At 43.1% G+C, this 14,693-nt stretch carries 14 protein-coding genes; 7 read left to right on the forward strand and 7 right to left on the reverse strand.

What is annotated here, in order from left to right; all coding sequences use genetic code 11:
• A complete protein-coding gene (locus tag FBF61_RS17990; protein WP_138479764.1) occupies positions 1-330 on the reverse strand; it encodes a helix-turn-helix domain-containing protein in 330 nt (109 codons plus the stop codon).
• A gap of 192 nt (positions 331-522) precedes the next feature.
• Between FBF61_RS17990 and FBF61_RS17995 the strand changes: the two genes are divergently transcribed.
• The 3 genes from FBF61_RS17995 to FBF61_RS18005 are packed head-to-tail and all read left to right on the forward strand — an operon-like array spanning position 523 to position 4,474.
• Complete coding sequence (locus FBF61_RS17995) at positions 523-1,773, forward strand: SGNH/GDSL hydrolase family protein (RefSeq protein ID WP_138479766.1); 1,251 nt, start codon at positions 523-525, stop codon at positions 1,771-1,773.
• A 3-nt stretch (positions 1,774-1,776) separates the two neighbouring features.
• Complete coding sequence (locus tag FBF61_RS18000) at positions 1,777-3,711, forward strand: sialate O-acetylesterase (protein WP_138479768.1); 1,935 nt, start codon at positions 1,777-1,779, stop codon at positions 3,709-3,711.
• 16 nt (positions 3,712-3,727) lie between these two features.
• Positions 3,728-4,474: a hypothetical protein gene (locus FBF61_RS18005; RefSeq protein ID WP_138479770.1), complete on the forward strand. Its 747-nt coding sequence runs from the start codon at positions 3,728-3,730 to the stop codon at positions 4,472-4,474.
• A 528-nt stretch (positions 4,475-5,002) separates the two neighbouring features.
• Here the strand turns inward: FBF61_RS18005 and FBF61_RS18010 are convergent.
• The gene (locus FBF61_RS18010; protein WP_138479772.1) at positions 5,003-5,524 is read right to left on the reverse strand and encodes a gamma carbonic anhydrase family protein; all 522 of its coding nucleotides are present in this window, start codon (positions 5,522-5,524) and stop codon (positions 5,003-5,005) included.
• Between the two features lie 125 nt (positions 5,525-5,649).
• On the opposite strand from FBF61_RS18010, the gene FBF61_RS18015 reads away from it, so the two are divergent.
• A complete protein-coding gene (locus tag FBF61_RS18015; protein ID WP_138479774.1) occupies positions 5,650-6,210 on the forward strand; it encodes a YqgE/AlgH family protein in 561 nt (186 codons plus the stop codon).
• Between the two features lie 16 nt (positions 6,211-6,226).
• Here the strand turns inward: FBF61_RS18015 and FBF61_RS18020 are convergent, their stop codons facing one another.
• A complete protein-coding gene (locus tag FBF61_RS18020) occupies positions 6,227-6,448 on the reverse strand; it encodes a hypothetical protein (RefSeq protein ID WP_205748297.1) in 222 nt (73 codons plus the stop codon).
• Between the two features lie 158 nt (positions 6,449-6,606).
• On the opposite strand from FBF61_RS18020, the gene FBF61_RS18025 reads away from it, so the two are divergent.
• From FBF61_RS18025 to gcvP, 3 genes are all read left to right on the forward strand, one after another.
• On the forward strand, positions 6,607-7,863 hold the full coding sequence (locus FBF61_RS18025; protein WP_138479776.1) for a metallophosphoesterase: 1,257 nt from the start codon (positions 6,607-6,609) through the stop codon (positions 7,861-7,863).
• A 97-nt stretch (positions 7,864-7,960) separates the two neighbouring features.
• The gene (locus tag FBF61_RS18030) at positions 7,961-8,167 is read left to right on the forward strand and encodes a hypothetical protein (RefSeq protein ID WP_229215111.1); all 207 of its coding nucleotides are present in this window, start codon (positions 7,961-7,963) and stop codon (positions 8,165-8,167) included.
• A gap of 131 nt (positions 8,168-8,298) precedes the next feature.
• Positions 8,299-11,196 carry an aminomethyl-transferring glycine dehydrogenase gene (gene gcvP / locus FBF61_RS18035; RefSeq protein ID WP_138479780.1) on the forward strand — a complete coding sequence of 966 codons (2,898 nt, stop codon included), beginning with the start codon at positions 8,299-8,301 and terminating at the stop codon, positions 11,194-11,196.
• 77 nt (positions 11,197-11,273) lie between these two features.
• On the opposite strand, the gene FBF61_RS18040 is transcribed toward gcvP, so the two are convergent.
• The 4 genes from FBF61_RS18040 to FBF61_RS18055 are packed head-to-tail and all read right to left on the reverse strand — an operon-like array spanning position 11,274 to position 14,676.
• Complete coding sequence (locus FBF61_RS18040) at positions 11,274-11,792, reverse strand: NADH-quinone oxidoreductase subunit J family protein (protein WP_138479782.1); 519 nt, start codon at positions 11,790-11,792, stop codon at positions 11,274-11,276.
• Positions 11,793-11,829: 37 nt separating this feature from the next.
• Positions 11,830-12,423: a NuoI/complex I 23 kDa subunit family protein gene (locus FBF61_RS18045; protein WP_138479784.1), complete on the reverse strand. Its 594-nt coding sequence runs from the start codon at positions 12,421-12,423 to the stop codon at positions 11,830-11,832.
• 18 nt (positions 12,424-12,441) lie between these two features.
• A complete protein-coding gene (gene nuoH, locus FBF61_RS18050; protein WP_138479786.1) occupies positions 12,442-13,521 on the reverse strand; it encodes an NADH-quinone oxidoreductase subunit NuoH in 1,080 nt (359 codons plus the stop codon).
• A 39-nt stretch (positions 13,522-13,560) separates the two neighbouring features.
• Positions 13,561-14,676 carry an NADH-quinone oxidoreductase subunit G gene (locus tag FBF61_RS18055; RefSeq protein ID WP_138479788.1) on the reverse strand — a complete coding sequence of 372 codons (1,116 nt, stop codon included), beginning with the start codon at positions 14,674-14,676 and terminating at the stop codon, positions 13,561-13,563.
• Positions 14,677-14,693: the final 17 nt, after the last annotated feature.

Genomic DNA, 14,693 nt, shown 5'->3' on the forward strand with positions numbered 1-14,693 from the left:
CTATTTAATCTTTTTCTCCAACTGTTTGATAATCCGTTTTTTTCCGGGATTGATTTTCTGGAAACGGCTTTTGAGGTCGGGCGGAGTATTGATGAGATCAATCGCCTTACCATCAACCAGTGCTTTCATAACCTTGGTGATTTCCAGATTAAGCACCATCGACAGGCGATGTACGGTACCTACATCAAGCCTTCTTTTGTTGTTTTCAATCCTGTTAATAATGGATGTTGATAAACTCAGGCAGATTCCCAAAGCCTCCTGAGATAAGCCTGCTTTTTCCCGTATTTTCCTAAAATTACTCCCAAAGTCGATCATTGTGTGTTCGGGCAAAAGTGTGTGTATATCACGGACAAATTAAGATGGTTTTTAAAATTCCGTTGTAGAATAGTTTCAGCCCGCCAAAAGTTGTGCGGAAATCGCAAAGTCTTTTGCAGTTTCCGCAACAGGAAATTTTGTGGCGTGTATTTATTTTGACGGAGCCAAAATGGCACGGTTTTTCCCTCCATCAATAACTATTCGTCAATGAAACAAAGGACACATTATGCTCTCCTGCTGGCTTTTATAGCCATTATTTTAATTTCAAGTTCACTATATGCCCAACAAGTAGATTTGGGCTCGATTCAAAAACAACGGCCGATCAGATACGTTGCGATTGGCGGATCGCTTTCTGCGGGAGTAAGGGATGGAGGTTTGACAAGAGAGAGTCAAATATCCTCATTTCCCAATCTCTTAGCCAAGCAGATGGGCCTTTTAAATTTTAAGCAACCGCTTTTTGACTCTACTTTTAGAAATGGGATCGGATATCAAAAGGTCGAGAATCATAACGGGATTTTGAAATTTACCCATATTTCAGAAAATACCCTGTCGGAGAAAAACCTGTCAAGAATTGAAGGAGTTGTTGATAATCTGGCAATCCCGTTCCTGAAGATCTCCAATATCAGGGTTGACGAGAGTATGAGAGGTTCGTTCTTGCCAGCATTCGAACGCAATTCCTACGACCATATATATAGATACGTTGATCAGCAAAGAGAGGGAAAGGCCTCATATTATTGGCTCGTAAATAACAAAATAGATACAGCCGATTTTTTCACGCTTGAAATTGGGATGCATGATTTCGTTTCCTACTATAAGAACGGGGGATATGGTCAATCAATAAGCATGATGACCAATGATCGGGAAGGCTATTACCCAGAAGACGATCTCATTCAGCTTCTATTTTCAAAGGGCGCTAAGGGGGTTATTGCAAATGTGCCGGACGTACTCAGATTTCCATATTTTCAGCACTACAAACTTAGCGATATTAAGAAAATATCTGGCGATCAATTATTTGCCGAATTTAACGGGAAGTTGCAAGTGCGAAGATTAAATAAGAATGACCTTCTAATCCCTACCGAGAATACCAGCACTCTTTTTACAAATGTTAGTTCAATTGGTCGCTCTCCGGATGTGCCTCTTATGGATGAAGATGTGATCGGAGCTGAGGAAAAAGTTGATGTTGGCGTTTACAATTCGTGGATTACCACAATTGCAATTTTGAACAGAATGCCGGTTGTTGATTTGAATGGACTGTATTCAAAAATTCTAGATGAGGATTTTGTTACAGATGACGGCGTAAAAATTGATCCCAGTTATCCAAATGGCAATTTTTTCTCAGCAGATGGCATACATCCCACCAAGATTGGTCAGGCAGTCATTGCCAATGAGTTTATCAAGACAATCAATTCCTATTATGGCGTGCAAATTCCACTTATCAACATCAAAGAAATCAAATAATATATGAAACAGTTATTCTTGTTAACTCTGCTCGCTGCCACAACATTTCGTGCATTTGGACAGGCCGGCGGAATTTTTACTCCCCGGTCTAATGCTGTCTTTCAAAGAAACACAACTACCACAGGAGGTTCTACCATAGTGACGTTTTCAGGACAGATGTTTGTAAATAACAATTTGACTTATCAAATAGAGAAGTTAGACAAAAACGGCAATTTCACAGGATATTGGAAAACTGCACAAGCCTTCCCGGCTGGATCAATCTCGAACTTGGGGAACGGCGCAATATTTCATTTCACTTTGGATGTTCCCACAGGTTGGTATTTGTTTAGGGTAAATGCGCCGGAATCAGGAAATTGGGAGGCGAGATTTGGTGTTGGAGAGGTATTTATTATTGCGGGTCAGTCCAACGCTCAAGGAGCTGGGGATGTTCACTTAATTTCAACAACCGAAAACCTCGATTGCGTATCAGGTAACCGAAACGCACCGTTTGGGGATTTTGGAGATCTTTGGATACCAACATTTACGCGCATTGACCCGTGGAACCCTAAGATCGGTCCAAGGGGAGATAGGCCCTGGTTCTGGCAGGAATTGGGAAACAAAATCGCCGTCAGAGAGTTGCCTGCCCGAGTTGTCCCTGTTGCATTTTACAATATGGCTCATGGCGGAAGTAGCATTAATAATTGGTATGATTCAATGTTACGGGTTAAACAAATGTATAACAACAATTATGGAAACATAATGACCTATGGTGCAACTACTACGATTTTTAATCCGTGGGGATCTGTTTTCGATAGTCGGCTACCATACAGCGATTTACGAGATTTTCTCTCATACTACATAAACTATACTGGGGTACGTGCTGTACTTTGGCATCAAGGAGAAGCTGAAACCAAGACGTTGCTTAGCAAACATGGAAGCGCTAATTACACTTCTGGGCCCGTCCCAGGCCCTACAATGTCTCCGCCGAGCCCAGCTTACGCGATTGGTGATTACGAATCTAAATTAAAAGCTATAATTGCAGAATCCCGGGTGCTTCAACCAAACCTTGCGTGGGCAATTTCGAAAGTGTCTTTAATAGGTAATAACCGAGTAAACCCTAACCTAACGGTCGATCAAATTAGTAGTAATACAGCAAATGGTGGAACCCTAGTCACTCCTTTGGGAAATTATCAAAATGTTGGCAGCGTGGTACAAGAACAAATCGATGTTCAAGCTACAACATCAAATGTTGTATGGATGTCCCAAAATTCTGATACCTACACGAACCGCCAAACGGACAAGACGCATTTTAGTGAAGCGAATTTGGTAAACATGGCAGACGATGTTTATAACAATATGGGAACGATTATTTCGAAGACTCCAATCCTACCATCAGCACTTCCGAGGTTAAGTTTAGCTAAAAACGGCAGTTTTGACTATACAGCCAGCACAACGGGTATTTTCTCAATTTATCGTTGGAAAAATCAGTTTCCGCTATCGCCATTTGAGCAAGATGCACCGAACATGGGAAGCAGTTATAATCCCAGTCCTGTGGGGGGAGATCCTGGATTTTCAGGGTACGCGAAAACAGCAAGTGGCAGGATTGTACCAATTGTCCCCTGGGTTTATATTAATCTTGTACCTGGTGCGAGGATTGGGTCTGATAATACCGAAAATGAAGCTGTATTGGAAAATACAAGTTTATTTCCCAATCCCATTTCAAAGAAACAATACCTGAATGTCAGCTTTTCAACTACCGTTGAAAGTTTTATGAAAATCAGGCTTCTTGATCAGAATGGTTTTACTTTAAAGGAGATAAATAAAGATATTTCAAAAGGAAAACATAGCTATACATTTCCATTGGAAGACATCGAAATGGACGCTGGGGCGCAGATCATATACTATCATTTAGAGACGGTCCAGCACAACGAAGTTAAAAGGATATTATTAATGAAATAATTGAAATGCGATGTAATTGACAGCAGAAAAAGAGCTATTTATGAAAACAATTTTTTCCTTATTTGTCATCCCACTTGTGGTGGTATTCATAGGTTGTAAAGACTATGACAACAAAATACCTGCTGATGATAAATCGATTACGATATCTCCGGAATTTGAAAAATTTTTAATCAAGAGCAAGATTGATCCTGACACCAAACCGGATGGTCAAATTAGTTATCGCGACATTAAGGATGTGGATAGTCTAAATATTTTGTTAGAAGGTAATGGTAACAGTTTAGAAGGGCTGGAGCATTTTACTAATTTAAAGTATCTCAAATACACTGGCAACCAAATCCCAACTAATGATGCTAATCGGTATTACTATGCTTTCACCGCAGGTGTTATTAAAGACTTCGTGCCATCCCTCGACACACTGGATGTAAGCAAAAACATGAAACTGCAATTTGTTGAATGTTCAGGGCTCGGTGATGGGGGTGGATATTCTTCATCGATCGGCTACTTACGACTGGGAAAAAATGATCAATTAAAATCTATAATTGCAAGCAAATCCATGATGTCCTCAATTGACCTCTCCGGTGTGCCTAACCTGGAGAATCTGGACATTGTAGAATGTTACAACTTGTTAAAAGTAAATATTTGCAGCAATAACAGGTTGAAAACACTCAATTCCTGGCAGGTCAAAAAATTCTATATTTCATCCGTGTCTTCTAAGAAAGCAAATTGGAGTACCGGATCTGCAGCGTTTTCTGAATGTAAATGAATCATTGCTAATGGTAGTAAAGGTTTTCATAATAGTTAGGTCAAGATAGTTTTATCACCTTTCTCGTAATTTGTCATAAGAGATGTCTTAGGGAGGATTGGGGAATTGAAAGTAGCAATGAGAATGATTTAAAATCCGACTGTGTGGGTTTGTGTAGTCAGCAGGATTTTTTATCTACGGAGTTCATGTGATTTATCATTTCATCGGAAACAACTATGTTTTAAATCAGAATATCGAAATGTACTAATTTATATATCATTATTATTTATTTCAGCCGGTGTAATAATCAAATTTAAAGAATGTAGGTAATCACTGGATTTAATAATTTATATTAATATTTGTCGCATTGGTATTTAACATCTACAAACTATTTTGTTGAAATTTTCATTGCTTACATAGATTCTTTTTGCAAAAATTTTATCAGTCAATCAAGTGTGTAGAAAATGCCATAGAATTTTAAATCTATCAAATTGTGCTGTTTGAACAGAACCAAATGACTTTAATTGTTAAATGCCTTCCAAGCAGAAATTAATCCTCCGCTTCCTTAAACCAACCCGAATAAGTAACATAATTATTAGCTGTTCTGTCAATGGCGGCATTTAGTTCGGGAGAAACGTCTTTGAGATACTTTGCCGGATTGCCGGCATAAATGGTTCCGGGAGGGACTTTCGTTCCCTGGGTGACAATAGCGCCCGCAGCGACAATCGAACCTTCCCCGATCACCGCCCCATCCATCACAATGGACCCCATTCCAATCAGCACATGATTTTCGATGGTACAGCCATGTACAATAGCATTATGGGCAATTGATACATAATCCCCTATGGTGGTTGCAAAACGCTGGTAAGTACAATGAATGACGGCTCCATCCTGCACATTGGAATAATTCCCGATCCGGATGCTGTTCACATCACCCCTGACTACTGCATTAAACCAAACCGTACAGTTGCTTCCCATTACAACATCTCCAACAATGGTTGCATTTTCTGCAAACCAGCAATTTTCCCCGAAAACAGGAGTATATCCCCGAACAGATTTTATCAAAGCCATTTTTTTAATTCATTATAATTTAATCAGTTCGGATGAATATTTAAGACACGCTTTTATCCACCGCTGCAAATTTGTTGCGGAAAATTAAATATATTCGTTTTTGAATAAAATATATCTGCTAAATTATGCGGACAGCCGGTAATATTTCAAAAGGAAGTCTCTTAATAGCCAAGCCATTTCTTGGTGACCCCAATTTTGAAAGAGGGGTGATTCTTATGTGCGAACATAATGAACACGGGAGTTTTGGGTTTGTGCTGAACCAAACTACTGATTTGTTTTTGGGGGATGTTCTGGATGAAACTATTTATCAGGATGTGACCCTTCATTTGGGGGGGCCGGTCGAGAAAAATACATTACACTTCATTCATAGGCGACCGGATCTGGTTTCCGGCGGCTCGGAGATCATGGACAATGTATTTTGGGGCGGCGACTTTGCCAGCGTAAAAACGCTCCTCAATCTGAATACGTTGCAGCAGGAAGATGTACGGTTTTTTATTGGATATTCGGGATGGAGCGGTGGTCAGCTTGATGCCGAACTCAACCAGGATTCATGGATTATTACGAACACCACTTCCGATTTTCTTTTTAGTACTCCTCCAGGAAATTTCTGGCGGGAAATATTGCGCAACATGGGCGGCGAATATCGCTCCATCGCACATTACCCTATTGATCCGAGGCTAAACTGATCCGTTCACGCAGCATTTAATTAAGAGAATCAGAGCCTTTTATGGATTCATAATCTGATTTGATACGTCCCATTTCCTTTGCAAGAAATTGCTGAAGCTGCTCGTTAAAAGCTTTTTTCTCTTCTTCCGGCAAACTATTGTACAAATCCTTTAACTCCTGGTTGATTGCGGCTCTTTCCTCATCTGACGCCGCATTGATAGAGCGAATGTGAAATCTCTTAAAATCGTACTTTTCCATACAAGCTGGTAACTGGTCTGCAAAAGTACAAATTACCGCTCAGCTCCGGAAATCTGCCGTCGGCAGAAAGGAGTTCCCGTAGCAACATATTCTGTTTCGCAGACCGAACGAGAAAATCTTCGAAAATGTTGATCCGGATATGTTTAATTATCATTGAAATGAACCGTACTTTTTTCTTTATATTATTAACTTTTGTCCTCGTCGCTATAGACTGGTACGTTTGGCAGGGGCTTCGTTTGGCGATCCGAAATTTGTCGCCACTGACACAACGCTGGATCGGAGGTGCCTACTGGGGGTTTACCGCCATTACTTTGCTGGCTTATGTCGGTATGCAGTTTTTGCCACCTGATTATTTCAGCAGAAATACGCGGACATTCGTTATCGCGTTGATCGCAATTCCTTATTTATCCAAATTGCTGGCTGTCTTCGTCTTATTGATTGACGAAGTACGCAGGCTCTTGCAATGGATCACGAGTTTGTTTTTTCCTTCCGTCGCCCCGGTTTCTCCAGAGACGGGAGAACGGAGTATTCCCAGGTCGCAGTTTCTTGCCACCACGGCGGTAGTAGCCGGTGCCGGGTTGATGGGGACTTTTGCCTATGGCATCATTTCAGGTGCTCATGATTACCGTATCCGGCGTGTACGTGTGCCGTTAAAGAACTTGCCAAAAGCATTTGATGGTATCAAAATAGCGCAACTGTCGGACATACACTCCGGAAGCTTTTTTAATAAAACGGCTGTTAAGGGCGGCGTGGAGATGTTGATGAAGGAAAAACCGGATATTGCTTTTTTTACCGGTGATCTTGTGAATGACCGTGCTATGGAGGTGAAAGATTATATCAATATTTTTGACAAGGTCAAAGCTCCGCTGGGGGTACATTCGGTTTTGGGCAACCATGATTATGGGGATTATTTCAAATGGCAAAGCATTGAGGCAAAAAACAGCAACCTGGCCGATTTGAAGAGGGCGCACAAATTACTTGGCTGGAATCTCTTGCTTGATGAACACAGGGGAATTAAAGTGGATGGAGAAGAAATCGGGTTGATCGGGATCCAGAACTGGGGCGCAGGTAATTTTGCCAAGTATGGGAATCTGGAAAAGGCACATAAGGATACGGGAGACTACCCGGTAAAAATATTACTTTCTCATGATCCTAGCCACTGGGAGGCCCAGGTATTACCAAAATTCAAGGACATAGATCTGGCGCTTGCAGGCCATACTCACGGAATGCAGTTCGGGGTTGAGATCGGAAAGCTGAAATGGAGCCCTGTTCAATACAGATATAAGCAATGGGCCGGTTTGTATGAAGAAAACGATCAGTACCTTTATGTGAACAGGGGGTTTGGTTATCTGGGTTATCCCGGGAGGGTAGGAATTTTGCCGGAAATTACGATATTGGAACTGGTAAAGGCCTGATCCTGCTGTAATAGGGAAATCAAAATTGTTTTCTTATACTGGATCAGCCAATATTGCGTTGAATATTTAAGCGCATATATGATCGAAAATAATGATTATGAGAAAATTTGTTCCTCTGATTCTGGTGTTAACTCTGATGTTCAGTGTATCTGGTTTAGAAACTGCACAGGCAAGACCTGAGGCCGCTAAGGCTGAGCTTTTTGGTAAAAAGAAGAAGAAATATAAGGGTTACCAGAAACCGAAATCAAAAAAGATATTGGGAATATTCAAACGCAAAACAGACTGCGGGTGCCCAAATCATTAATAGGTACGCAGACTGCATTTTTGTACATATTCAAGAGTAAGCAATGCAATCAATCTCTAAAAGATCTGGTTGGATTTGCTTACTTTTGTATTTTAAAACCACTCATTAACGACTTTGTTAGTCCAATTTGAATGAAAATTAATCTTCGAAATCAGGATAAGTTCGAAAACCGTCACCACGGTAAAGATGCGCAGGAATTACGGGAAATGTTGGACACCATTGGAGCGGCTTCATTGGATGAGCTGATCGATGAGACGCTGCCTGCGGCGATACGTTTGGAAAAACCTCTGAACCTGCCGAGTCCAAAATCTGAGCAGGAGTTTTTACAGGGTATTAAAAAGATTGCTGGTAAGAATGCGATCCTTAAATCTTACATTGGCACCGGTTATTATGACACTGTTACACCCAATGTAATTCTCAGGAATATTCTCGAAAATCCGGCCTGGTATACCGCCTACACACCATATCAGGCAGAAATAGCACAGGGAAGGCTGGAAATGTTGCTTAATTTTCAGACTGTTGTAACGGACCTCACAGGCATGGAAATAGCAAACGCTTCTTTGCTTGACGAGGCGACCGCCGCAGCTGAGGCTATGACAATGCTGCACGGCTTGCGTCCGTCGTCGAAGAAAAAAGCAAATACTTTTTTTGTCTCAGAGCTTTGCCATCCCCAAACCATTGATCTGATTCTAACAAGGGCGAAGCCTATCGGTATTGACGTTGTGGTAGGCAACCATGCAGTTGTGGATTTGTCTGATGAGAATCTGTACGGGTTGTTTGTCCAATATCCAGCTACCAATGGCGAGGTGATCGACTACACCGATTTCATTGCCTCCGCTCACGAATTGAATCTTTTTGTTGCAGTGGCAGCTGATTTGCTGGCGTTGGCATTGTTGAAATCGCCGGGCGAAATGGGTGCGGATGTTGTTGTCGGATCTTCCCAGCGATTGGGCGTGCCGATGGGTTATGGGGGGCCTCACGCTGCGTATTTCGCTACCAAGGATGCTTTCAAACGCCATATTCCTGGTCGTATCATAGGAGTGTCTGTAGACGCGGAAGGTAACAGGGCTTTGAGAATGGCGTTGCAGACTCGTGAGCAACATATCCGCCGTGAAAAAGCGACTTCCAATATTTGTACCGCTCAGGTATTGCTCGCAGTTATCGCCGGAGCTTATTCGGTTTACCATGGGCCGGAAGGTTTGAAAAGCATCGCTTCCCGTATACACGGACTGACCCGCCTGTTTGTTGACACTGTCAGAAAGTTTAATTACGATGTATTGACAGACAATTATTTTGATACAGTTACAATCCAGACACCGTTAACAAGAAAGCTGAGAGAGACGGCTGTGAAATGGGGTATTAATTTGAGATATAATAAAGAAGAAGGTGTTACGGTATCATTTGACGAGGCGAAGACTTTTGATGACGTAATTGCACTGTTGAATGTATTTGCGGAGGTTTCAGGTTTCCAGGGAGAAATGGTTATCGAGGATGAACTTGAATTTACACTTCCAGAAAATCTTGCCAGAACAACTCCTTATCTGACGCATCCGGTATTCAATACGCATCATACTGAACATGAAATGCTTCGGTATCTTAAATCTTTGGAAAACAAGGATTTATCGCTGGTACATTCCATGATCTCACTGGGAAGCTGTACTATGAAGTTGAATGCCACAGCAGAAATGATCCCTTTAACCTGGCCGGAATTCGGATCGATACATCCTTTTGCACCAACCAATCAGGTGGGAGGGTACGCGCAGCTCGTTAGTGAACTGAATATTTGGTTGTGCGAAATTACTGGTTTTGCGGCCATGTCATTCCAACCAAACTCCGGCGCACAAGGTGAATATGCCGGTTTGATGGCTATCAGAGCTTATCATGAAAGCCGCGGGGAGCAACATAGAACCGTTGCTTTGATACCCTCGTCAGCGCACGGCACCAATCCTGCCTCCGCAGTGATGGCGGGAATGAAAGTGGTGGTTACAAAATGTGATGAGCGTGGAAATATAGACGTGGCAGATCTTAGGGCCAAAGCGGAGCAGTACAGCAACGAACTCGCCTGCTTGATGGTTACTTATCCGTCGACCCACGGGGTTTACGAGGAAAGTATCATTGAGATTTGTTCCATGATCCATTCGTTCGGCGGACAGGTTTATATGGATGGGGCTAATATGAACGCACAAGTGGGGTTGACAAGCCCGGCGTCGATCGGGGCGGATGTGTGCCATCTTAATTTACACAAAACCTTCTGTATACCCCACGGAGGCGGCGGTCCGGGCGTTGGGCCGATCGGCGTTGCGGAGCATTTGATGCCGTTTTTGCCTGGTCACGTTAATTTTAGTACGCAACCGGCACATTTGCCTGCTGGTGAAGCGGGCGCAGTTTCTGCGGCACCGTATGGAAGCGCCAGCATCCTTACGATCTCCTATGCATATATTGCAATGATGGGTGGTGAAGGGCTTACAAATGCTACGAAATTTGCGATACTGAATGCAAACTATGTTAAAGAACGTCTGAGTGGTCACTACGATGTACTTTATACGGGTGCTAACGGACGTTGCGCGCATGAAATGATTTTGGATTGTCGCTCCTTCAAAGCGGCTGGGGTGGAGGCAGAGGATTTGGCAAAACGTTTGATGGATTATGGTTTCCATGCACCGACCTTATCCTTCCCGGTTGCTGGTACGTTGATGATCGAACCTACGGAATCGGAATCGAAAGCAGAATTGGACAGGTTCTGTGATACGATGATCGCGATCAGAAATGAAATTCGGGAAGTGGAGGAAGGTACTGCCGATCGTGTAGATAATGTCTTGAAAAACGCGCCGCACACGTCGCGTATATTGCTTAGCGAAAACTGGAACCGTTCTTACAGCAGAGAGAAGGCTGCCTTCCCGCTGCCACATTTACGGTTCAACAAGTTCTGGCCAAGTGTAAGCCGCGTAGACAGTGCATACGGCGATAGAAATTTGATCTGTTCTTGTATACCCGTTGAGGCCTATACCGAAGTTGAGGTTAATCAATAGTAAAGTGTGAATCAAAAAGGGGGATTTTCTCAACCGAGAAAATCCCCCTTCTTACGGATATAATTCGGCGTTTAAGTCTAGAAATGTCTTTCTCCGATCTCCCGTTTTCCTAACATCACAGCGCCTACCATTGCTACGAGAAGCAAAATAGAAACAAGCTCGAATGGGAGCAGATAATCCCGGAAAAGCAAAGCCCCGAGGTTTTCAATCATTCCGATCTGAGAGTCAAACTGTTCGGGATTGTAAGTTGGGATAACGCTTTTGCGATAGGCCCCGAAAAGAATAACAAATACGGTGCCGCCCACTATCGTGGCCGCAATTTTCGTAAGGTTAGTTTTAGCTTCTTCATGATCCTGTTTCATGTTAAGGAACATGATCACGAACAAGAAGAGAACCATAATAGCGCCCGCATAAACGATAATATTCACTGCCGCCAGGAACTGCGCATTAAGCAGAATATAATGGCCGGATAATGTAAAAAACGTCAGGATCAGATAAAGAACGCTATGAATGGGGTTTCGTGAAAGTATCACCATCAACGCGCTCAGCACCGTCAGAAATGAAAGGAAATAAAAAAATGATATAGAAGAATTCATAGCAATATACAGCTGCTGATGGTTTAATTTAATCAGTTCAGGGAACTGGCCTCGGAACTACATTGGTAACTTCGCCATTGGCCCTTTTTGTGTCCAGTGCGCGGGCCTCTTCCTTTGTCCACGCTTCACGTGTGTAGCGGTCATTCATATCCTCTACCAAAAGATCTTTTCCCCAGATTACCTGGTCACGTTCTGAGAACACAGGAACAAACTCATCGTGGCGGAGGTAAACAGCCTGTTTAGGACAAGCTTCTTCGCACAGACCGCAGAAAATACATCTCAGCATATTCACTTCATATACCGCAGCATATTTCTCTTCACGGTACAAGGTTTCTTCACCTTTTTCGCGTTCTGCTGCAACCATGGAAATTGCTTCTGCCGGGCAGGCTACCGCACATAGTCCGCACGCAGTACATCTTTCGCGGCCTTGCTCATCTCTTTTTAAAATGTGCCGTCCCCTGAAAACAGGGCCTAGGTACCTTTTTACTTCGGGATATTCAATCGTAACTTTTTTGGCGAAAAAGTGCTTGATGGTGATCGCCAGACCTTGCGCAATAGCCGGCAGGTAGGCGCGCTCCATCAGCGTCATTTCTTTATTGCTTACTTGCTTAGAGCGATTTGTCAATTGCATGGCAATACGTATTTTAATTTAATTCAACCAGGCAGTAATAACCGGCTTTAAGAAAAGAACGGCCGCACCGGTAATGATAATATTAAAGATAGCCAGAGGGATCAGTTTTTTCCATCCCAGGTTCATCAGCTGATCGTAGCGGAAACGCGGGATAGTCCAGCGAACCCACATGTAGAAAAAGATAAAGAATAGGGCTTTTCCAAAAAATACTGCTGTTCCGATCAGCGTAGCAATGTTGTGTCCTAATTCGGGACCAAAAGAACCAGTGAGCTGCGTGTAAACCCAATCCATTCCGGGATAGTTATAGCCACCGAAGTAGAGCACTGAAATGATAGCCGAAGAAACGAACATATTGATATACTCGGCAAACAGATAAAAACCCAACTTCATGCTTCCATATTCGGTATGATAACCGCCTACAAGCTCGGTTTCGCACTCAGGAAGATCGAAAGGCACACGATTACATTCTGCGAAAGAACATGTAATGAAAATAATGAAGCCCAGCGGCTGATAAAAAATATTCCAGTTTCCGCCATGTTGCTGAGCCACGATCTCACCCAGTGAAAGTGAGCTGCTCATCATCAGGATGGCAATCAGCGACAAGCCCATTGCTACTTCGTAACTGATATTTTGCGAAGCTGCTCTGATAGCACCCAGCAATGAGAATTTGTTATTAGAGGCCCAGCCACCTACCATAATTCCGTACACGCCAAGGGCTACCACGCCAAAAACATACAGAATTCCAATATTGGACTCCACACCCTGAAGTACTACTTCGTGTCCGTCAAAACGGAATGTGCTTCCAAAAGGAATAACTGCGCTGGCCAGAAGAGCCGTAAGCATGGCCAAACTGGGACCCGCAATGAAAAGCCATTTATTGGCAAGAGCAGGGATAAAATCCTCTTTAAAAAACATTTTGCCCGCGTCAGCAAGCGGTTGAAGCAAGCCGCCCCATCCGGCCCGGTTTGGTCCCATCCGGTCCTGGATAAAACCAGCCACTTTACGCTCAGCCCACGTGGAATACATGGCTATGACGAGGGTGAGGACAAAAACAACGAATATTGTTGCAGTCTTAATTAGAAACTCGGTTAAATCCATTTTTCTTAATTCGCTTTAAAATAATTTGCAGACCAGATATCAGTTATTTTTACTCAACAAAGAACGATGATTTGCTTTATCGTTGTTTTCTATGCTCTGGTGCCGGATGGTATCTTCGTCAGTAACATACGGGCGGGAATCATCGATATTCTTGAACTGCGTTGCGGCCAGCTTCAATGCAAAATCAGGTTTTTTTACCAGATCAGCGCGATATTTATTGGCTGAAATAACAGAGCTTCTTTTGACTTTGGTAGGTCCTTCCAATGTCCAGTCGCTTGTTTTTTTCTTGTCGAAACGGCAGGTGTTGCAAATGAAATCGTTTACCTCACCCCATGTATTCTTGCGGGCTGTAACTCTGATTACCTCTTCTCCGCGATACCATAAAGTTACTTTTCCGCAGCATTTTTCGCAATCACGATGCGCGTCTTCAGGTTTTGTGAACCAGACCCTGTTTTTGAAACGATAGGTCTTGTCTGTAAGCGCACCTACCGGGCAAACGTCTATCACATTTCCCGAAAAATCATTGTCAATTGCTTTTTCAATGTAGGTACTGATTTCAGAAGCATCTCCGCGGTTCATTACACCGTGCACACGCTGGTCGGTAATCTGGTCGGCGGTGTAAACGCAACGATAACAAAGAATGCAGCGGGTCATGTGCAATTGCACGTGCGGGCCAATATCTATTTTGTCAAAAGTCCTTCTATCCTCCTCATACCTTGTTTTCACAGATCCGTGCTCAAAAGCAAAATCCTGCAGGTGGCATTCCCCAGCCTGATCGCAAATGGGGCAATCGAGGGGGTGGTTGATAAGCAGGAATTCCACAATACTTTTACGGGTATCCAATACTGCCTGGTTCGTGGTATTTTCCACAACCATTCCTTCCTGAACCTGTGTAATGCATGAAGGAACCAGCTTGGGCATCGGGCGCGGATCTTTTGCAGAACCTTGTGCTACCCGCACCAAACACGCGCGGCATTTACCTCCCGAAGTTGGAAGTGGTTTATAATAACACATTGCCGGCGGCACCAAGGCCGCCTGGCTTTCATCCGCTTCGGCAATCTTTCGTGCTGCCTGCATGATAGTTGTTCCCGGCTCTACCTCGACTTCTATACCGTCGAATGTAATTTTAACTAATTGAGATTTTATTTCTTCCATACCAAATAATATGCATT

The sequence above is a fragment of the Dyadobacter bucti genome (assembly GCF_005869225.1).
GTDB lineage: Bacteria > Bacteroidota > Bacteroidia > Cytophagales > Spirosomataceae > Dyadobacter > Dyadobacter bucti.

Coding starts and splice junctions, on each gene's coding strand:
- FBF61_RS17995 (WP_138479766.1), top strand. CDS start 523: ATGAAACAAAGGACACATTATGCTCTCCTGCTGGCTTTTATAGCCATT.
- FBF61_RS18000 (WP_138479768.1), top strand. CDS start 1,777: ATGAAACAGTTATTCTTGTTAACTCTGCTCGCTGCCACAACATTTCGT.
- FBF61_RS18010 (WP_138479772.1), bottom strand. CDS start 5,524: ATGGCTTTGATAAAATCTGTTCGGGGATATACTCCTGTTTTCGGGGAA.
- FBF61_RS18015 (WP_138479774.1), top strand. CDS start 5,650: ATGCGGACAGCCGGTAATATTTCAAAAGGAAGTCTCTTAATAGCCAAG.
- FBF61_RS18020 (WP_205748297.1), bottom strand. CDS start 6,448: ATGGAAAAGTACGATTTTAAGAGATTTCACATTCGCTCTATCAATGCG.
- FBF61_RS18025 (WP_138479776.1), top strand. CDS start 6,607: ATGAACCGTACTTTTTTCTTTATATTATTAACTTTTGTCCTCGTCGCT.
- FBF61_RS18030 (WP_229215111.1), top strand. CDS start 7,961: ATGAGAAAATTTGTTCCTCTGATTCTGGTGTTAACTCTGATGTTCAGT.
- gcvP (WP_138479780.1), top strand. CDS start 8,299: ATGAAAATTAATCTTCGAAATCAGGATAAGTTCGAAAACCGTCACCAC.
- FBF61_RS18040 (WP_138479782.1), bottom strand. CDS start 11,792: ATGAATTCTTCTATATCATTTTTTTATTTCCTTTCATTTCTGACGGTG.
- FBF61_RS18045 (WP_138479784.1), bottom strand. CDS start 12,423: ATGCAATTGACAAATCGCTCTAAGCAAGTAAGCAATAAAGAAATGACG.
- nuoH (WP_138479786.1), bottom strand. CDS start 13,521: ATGGATTTAACCGAGTTTCTAATTAAGACTGCAACAATATTCGTTGTT.
- FBF61_RS18055 (WP_138479788.1), bottom strand. CDS start 14,676: ATGGAAGAAATAAAATCTCAATTAGTTAAAATTACATTCGACGGTATA.